Raw genomic sequence first — 6,348 nt, 5'->3', positions numbered from 1 at the left:
TGAATGAACCGGATCAGCGTGCGCCCAGCTTGGAGTCGGCGGAGAACTTGCCAGCCCCGGTGAAGAACAGGGTCACGTAGGCAGCGAGGTAGATGAAGGCCAGCTCCCCGCTCTTTTGCATAGGATCAGTGGGATGATCCACGAGACGCATCTGGTGGGCAAGGAAAAAGGCCACCGACATGGTGACGGCGAGGTTCAAGGCCGCGAACCGGGTAAACAAACCCAGAATCAGCAGGCCCGAACAGATCAGCTCAGCAAAGATGGCCAGCCCGAGGCTGAGGTTCGTAGGCAAGCCGAACAAGGGCAGGAACTTGGGGGCAAATTGATCGAACTTGAGCCATTTGACCCAGCCGTGCTGGATGGCCATGGTCAGTCCGAGCCAAACTCGGAGGATGAGAAGCCCGAGATCGGTGCTGCGGGGGATGAAGTTGAGCTGAAGGAATTTCATAGGTGGGAGTGCTTACGTGTGCGGACAATGGGTTGGCGGCCTGTTCGCAGCCCTTTGTCCAAAAAAGTTGGCCCGGCCTTGCGATCCACCGGGCCCAGCAGAACGGAGAGACGGTCAGGCCCTGAGTTTTCCGACGAAGCCGAGGAATCCCTTCGCCTGAGACTTGAGGCGGGCAACCACATCGGGATCGATCACTGTGCCGTCATCGCCGAGCAGTGAGTTCACGCCGGGCATGAAGACCCGCTCCGGAAATACGAAGGCATTGCGATAGCCAAAGATGGCCTGGAGCTGCTCCACGGGCCGCAATGCCCCCCACATACCGGCACCGAGTCCGGTGAAGGCCACCGGACGATGCTCAAAGCTCTCGGGGAACTTCAGCATGTCGATAAAATACTTCAGCACGCCCGGAACGCTGCCGTTGTACTCCGGGGTCACCACATGGAGGCCGTCACTGGCCAGCACCGCATCGCTGAAGCGGGCGAACGAGGCCGGCTTGCTGGCGTACGAGGAGGGATGGAAGATCTCCGGAGGAAGCTCGGCCAGATCGAGAATCTCCACCGGCTGACCCAGATCAGCGTAGAGGCGGGCAATTTGACTGACGACTTTTCGGGTGTTGCTGCCGGGGCGGTTCGTGCCGCTCACAAGAGTGATTTTCATAAGGCGAAAACGGAAAGGGTGACGGGGCGGTTTTCGCACAGAAGGTTGCAGTTGTCGCCGGGTTTCCCGTGCGAGGGTGGGAAACGGGAGGGAGACCAAGGAGATGCCGAGGGGGGGCAAGCTTCCCGGATCAAGCTCGGGGAGCGTACGCATCCCTGCGTGCTGTTCGCGGCATCTTGCCGCGAACAGCAGTCAGCGCATGACATCAGGTTCAACCGACGTGGAGGTGTTGATGGCGGCGGGGAGATAGAAGATGCGGTCGGCCTTCCCACCTGATCATCCTCTATGGAGGTACCCAGGGTCCCTGTCCACTTCGTGGCCTATGCCCCTGGGCTGGGCTCTGTGGGCCTTTCAGGCCCAAATCCTCTGAGGGGACTTACTGGGGGCTGAGCCAGAGTCGGTTCCTTGGCGTCCACGGGCTCAGTTGAAGTTCTTCCTCGAAGAGGATGGGGCTACAAGCCCAACGTTGACGAGCTTCCAGCGAGTCTACGTTGGGTAGGGGAGTTGGAAGTTTCTACCCCGAAGGAGTTGAAGCGGTCTGATGAACTGCGGTCCAAGATATCTTCGGCGTGGAATCCACCACTCGCCTGCTTATACCGCCGCAACCGCCTTAGGCTCAGCATCGCGTTTCACGAGAGACATGCCGCCGCAGTCACTGCAGGTATCCGCTTTATCGGCGTAAGTGGAGAGGCAGCGAGGGCAATACTTGCTGGCTCCTTCTGGAAGGGCGGGCGGAGATTCCAACTGGGATACCTCCAGGTTCACCTTGGCGAAGAACGACCGCAACGCCTGCACCTCAGGACCGTCCCATGGACGATCAGAAATGCTGCCCACGGGCCACCGGGCGAGGCGCCAGGTTTGGGCGGCCAGTTCCTCAGCCTGCTCCCGCCGGCCAAACGTGAAAGCCGCCAGCAGCGGATGGATCTCGGGACTCTTCATCGCGCAGACCCAGTCTGCCGCCCGGATGGAGGAAGGGGGGTAAAATGCCGCACCCAGAATGTGGCTCCATCGGCCGTATTTCAGGCGGGGCGCGCGACGGGAGGTAAACCAAAGAGTCATCGCCTGACTGAGCATCACAAGATACAAGGATCCTGCGGCAACCAGCGTGGGCAGAGTGTCACCAAACCGCCAGTAAGTGTACGGCAGGATACCCAAGGCCCAGACGACCAACAGGGTGCCATTCCAACGAAGGCTCCGGGTGGCGGCAGCGACTTCACTCCCCGCATCACGCAAGGGCTGCTCCTCCAGCATGGCCGCCGCTTTGGCCAGGAACTGTATCTCGCGCTCCTCTTGGGGAAGAGTTTTCCAGTTCTGGATCAGCTTGGCCCACTCTGCGGCCTGCCAGCCGTGCACGCACCTCACCAAGCGACCGGGTGAGACCCGCAGCGTGGCCTCTTCAGCAGAAGCCTCCACCTCCGACCAAGGAATATGGCTGGCGGTGCCGTTCACCTCATCCCACAGGCACAGACCCTGGGCGTGAGGCACCGCCGGCCAGCTGGCTGTGACCAAGTGTGCCCCTACGGGTGGCAACGGCGGGAGCAGGGCGAAGGCCCCACCCCGCGTGCGGAAAAGCTCCAGCGGGACGATTTTACTCCACGCCCCGGGCTCAGTGGCCCGGCCAAACAGCTTCCAGACGATTGCCCGACCGGGAACCCAGCGCAGGCACTCATACAAATAAAGCAGGGCGAAGATGAGGAGGAGGAATTGTCCGTCCGTCATGCCGTGAACTTACTGGTACTGGGAGTTCTCCCGGCCGCCGAAGAGCTTCTTGATGCCGATGAAGAGCGCCACCACACCGCCGATGATGAACTTGTAAAACTTGGCAAACACCACGCCGAGCTTGGCGAAGAGGCCGGCCTTGCCTGCGGCGAAAGCAGCCCCACCCGCTACGAGGCCCACGAGGCCATAGGTGGCCACCTTGTCCCCCTGGCGGAATTCCGCATAAGTCTCACCTTGGTTGAACTTGAACCCGGTCAACACTTTCTGGTATTCCGGCTGCACCGCTTCCAGCTCTTCAGGATTGCAGAGCAGGGTGGCTTGCATGACGCCCTTGCGGCCCAGCAGCTTGGTGTTGTGGTTGACCTGCTCGCCCGGGGTGCCTTCGAAATTGAAGCGGATGGCCCACTCCAGGTTGTTGGTGTCAGGATTGTACCGGGGAGGAAGGGTGAAGCCAAGGGTGTGCTGGGCGGAGAGTCCCGCTTCTTTACGAGCCTCGTTCACCGCAGGCTCGTTGTCCTTGAACATCTTCATCATCTTGTCCGCATTGAGCTCATCCTTGTCGTCGTCCTTCACGTAACCGACGTCATCGAACTCAAACACTACGGACCAGCCGTGCTCCTGGTTCATGATCAGCCCCTCTTCATTCCCACCGATGAGGTTTCCCCACTGCTTGAGGAGCTTCTTCGTGCCTGAGGGCCCAAAGAAAACGAAGCCTTCAGGGATCTGCACTTCCGCGCGGGACCCGATCTTGCCGGTCCCTTCGAACTGGGCTCCCAGCGCCTTCATCATGGCAGCCTCCTGCTTGGCCAGCTCTTCGGCAGAGGGTTCTGTCTCTGCTGCTGCTGGGGCGGGAGCAGGAGTTTGGGCCGGGAGAGAAGCGGGGGCGAGGACAAGACCGAAGCCGACCGCGAGCGCAGCAAACGAGAATTTCATGGTGGAGATATAAGGGACGTCCTGATGCAACAGGAGGTCACCGGGGCCGTCAAGGAGGTTCGCGTGTCGCTTTCGCCGCCCCTCGGTGAAGTGATGCACCTGCTGAAGGAATTAAGAAACATTCATACGACGGCAACTCAACTGGCGCAAGATTCCATGGCTGTTTCCCAAAAATTGTCCCTCGGCAATACCTGACATGATCGAGAACCTGAGAGCACTCCGCCGCCACACGACCGTCGCGGTGCTGACGGCCTTGATCCTTGGAGACGTGGCCCTGCTGCTCTGGGGACCGCGACCGGCGGAGCATAAGGCTGCCATCGCCACCGCGCTGGCAGCGGGGGACAAGCCTGACTGGTGGCACGATGCGGCCATGGGGATTCACTACGGAGCGTGGGTCGGACTGGTGGGATGGATCCTGCTGGTAGCCGCCCACAAAGTGTGGGCACGATCCTGGGAAAAAGCCTCTTCAGCTCAACAAGCGGCCCACCCGGCGTCCAGTCCCCGATGGTTCTGGCCGCTGGTGCTGATGGCGATGTTAGTGGGTCTGGGGCTGCGGTTGCCCATGGCAAGCCGGAGCCTCTGGTGGGATGAAGCCTGGGCCGTGCAACAGGCTTCTCATGGCAAGTGGAAGGAGGATCCCAAGAAGCCTGACGGGCTGCGCTTTCTGCCGCATGACTGGAAGCGCTGCGCCTTCTACTACCAGAAGCCGACCAATCATGTTCCTCTGTCTCTGGCCCAGAAAGCCAGCCTGACCGTCTGGCAGAAGGTCACAAAAGCGAAGCGTGAGGATTTTAACGATCTGGCGGTACGGGTGCCGGCGCTCCTTGCAGCAGCAGCGGCCATCCTGCTGACAGCATGTCTGCTCCGCACCTGGGGACATCCGGGTGCCGGCATCGCGGCCGCGCTGGTGCTGGCGGTTCATCCGTGGGCGATCCGCTATGGCGTGGACACGCGGGCCTATTCCCTGATCCTGCCACTCTGTCCGGCGGCCATGCTGGCGGCGACGGCGGTGATTCGCAGTCGTGGGAGAAGCACCGGTGGACTGGTGGCGCTGGGTGGCGTGGAGTTTCTCTGGCTCTGGGCGTTCCCCAATGCCCTTGTTGATGTGGCAGCGCTGAATCTGGTGGTGCTCATCTTCCTCCTCAGAGTTCAGGAAACCACTCGCGACCGGTGGACCGCCTGGTGGAGGCTGCTGGCCACAAATTTGTTTGCAGCACTGCTGCTGACGCAGGTCTTCCTGCCCAACGTCCTGCAGGCGCGGCGCTGGGCGGGTGCCGAGAAGGACCACCATGTGCTCAACGGCCAGCTCCTGGATCAAACCGCCTCCAACCTGCTCTCCGGCCTGGATCACTATGTGCCCACCCAATTGGTGGACGCCAATGGCATCCCCGCTCTGAGCGCCCACGAGCTGACCGCCAGCATCCTGGCGCTGGTGATCGCCGTCAGTGTGCTCTACGGAGCCGTCAGCACCTTGGTTCGAGACCGTCACCCTCGGTGGATGCTGCCGGTGACTTTCCTGGTCTCCTCCGCAGCATTCGCTGCACTCACCCAGCTGGCCGACAGCTACTTCTACCCCCGCTTCATCATCGCGGTCCTCCCCTGCCTGATCCTGATCACGGTGCAGACGATGTCCGAGCTGAGCCTCTGGCTGGGGAACAGAGCAGGCAAACTTTGGGGCAGCGTACCTGCTCTGGCCGTGGTGGCCCTCTATGGATGGGTGGTGTATCCCGGCTGGCAGCTTCTCCTCACCCACCCCATCGAGCCGCTGCATGATGTGGCGACGTTCATCCAAAAGGATGCCCGGGGTCTCAAACCCACACCCGTGATCGTCTGCTATGGCCTGGGGAAAGAGGCGATACCTCTCTACGAACCCCACTGCCTGGCAGCTGGCTCAGGTGCAGAACTTGCAGCCATCGTGGCCAAAGCAGATAAGGAGCAGCGCCCGCTCTATGCCATCTACGGCTATGCCAGTTTCAATCGCACCGTGTTGCCAGAAGGCTTCAAACAACTGGACGACAAGTCACTCTTCACAGAGGTCGCAGCCTTCCCCGGCATCGAGCCTGACTTCTATTTCCGGGTGCTAAAGCGCGTGGATGCTCCCCGGTAAAGGGTGCTGAAGCTCTATCGGGGTCTGATTCAGACCGAAGTTGATCCCAGTATGGGATCTGTAGCACAGCCCAAGGTTGGACGAGCCCTAAGCGAGTCTACCTTGGGTTGCCTCCGCAGGAGATGATCAGGTGGGAAGGCCGACAGCGTCTTCTTCCTCCCTACCGTCATCAACACCTCCATGTCAGCCCCTCAGGTTCCTTGGCAGGGCTGACTGAATCGACCATTGGGTGGATAACGTAGCGTACATCCGGCCGCTCAGCGCCCCGCTCCAGCGTATGCGTTGGCTCCTTGGTCCTGGTCTCTTCCATTGTGCCACAGATCCGGAAACTTGTGCCTGCCAAGGAACGTGGATAGTGAAGCACAGACTGACAGTCCTCAAATGGTCTGCGCCTGGGAAACGCACGCATCCTGCGTGCTGTTTGCGGCATCTTGCCGCGAACGTTAGTCAGCGCAGGCCATCAGGACCAAACGACGTGGAGGTG

6 protein-coding genes are annotated in these 6,348 nt (G+C 60.9%); 2 read left to right on the top strand and 4 right to left on the bottom strand.

Annotation, left to right across the window (positions count from 1 at the left end; genetic code table 11):
- Nucleotides 1–13 precede the first annotated feature (13 nt).
- The 4 genes from BV106_RS08825 to BV106_RS08810 form a co-directional block, all read right to left on the bottom strand.
- Nucleotides 14–448: a DoxX family protein gene (locus tag BV106_RS08825; protein WP_038163534.1), complete on the bottom strand. Its 435-nt coding sequence runs from the start codon at nt 446–448 to the stop codon at nt 14–16.
- A gap of 114 nt (nt 449–562) precedes the next feature.
- Nucleotides 563–1,105 carry an NAD(P)H-dependent oxidoreductase gene (locus BV106_RS08820; RefSeq protein ID WP_038163531.1) on the bottom strand — a complete coding sequence of 181 codons (543 nt, stop codon included), beginning with the start codon at nt 1,103–1,105 and terminating at the stop codon, nt 563–565.
- Between the two features lie 591 nt (nt 1,106–1,696).
- Nucleotides 1,697–2,824, bottom strand: coding sequence for a hypothetical protein (locus BV106_RS08815; RefSeq protein ID WP_038163530.1), 1,128 nt, complete (start codon nt 2,822–2,824; stop codon nt 1,697–1,699).
- A gap of 9 nt (nt 2,825–2,833) precedes the next feature.
- Complete coding sequence (locus BV106_RS08810; protein WP_051945455.1) at nt 2,834–3,757, bottom strand: DUF2167 domain-containing protein; 924 nt, start codon at nt 3,755–3,757, stop codon at nt 2,834–2,836.
- Nucleotides 3,758–3,781: 24 nt separating this feature from the next.
- Here BV106_RS08810 and BV106_RS38210 point away from each other — a divergent pair, with 24 nt between their 5' ends.
- Both BV106_RS38210 and BV106_RS08805 read left to right on the top strand, forming a co-directional pair.
- Nucleotides 3,782–3,952, top strand: coding sequence for a hypothetical protein (locus BV106_RS38210; RefSeq protein ID WP_265595465.1), 171 nt, complete (start codon nt 3,782–3,784; stop codon nt 3,950–3,952).
- A 1-nt stretch (nt 3,953) separates the two neighbouring features.
- Nucleotides 3,954–5,864 carry a hypothetical protein gene (locus BV106_RS08805; protein WP_038163528.1) on the top strand — a complete coding sequence of 637 codons (1,911 nt, stop codon included), beginning with the start codon at nt 3,954–3,956 and terminating at the stop codon, nt 5,862–5,864.
- Nucleotides 5,865–6,348 lie beyond the last annotated feature (484 nt).

It is taken from the genome of Verrucomicrobium sp. BvORR106 (assembly GCF_000739655.1).
GTDB lineage: Bacteria > Verrucomicrobiota > Verrucomicrobiia > Verrucomicrobiales > Verrucomicrobiaceae > Verrucomicrobium.
The sequence above is the reverse complement of the archived record's forward strand: the minus strand, read 5'-3'. Positions and strand labels throughout refer to the sequence as shown.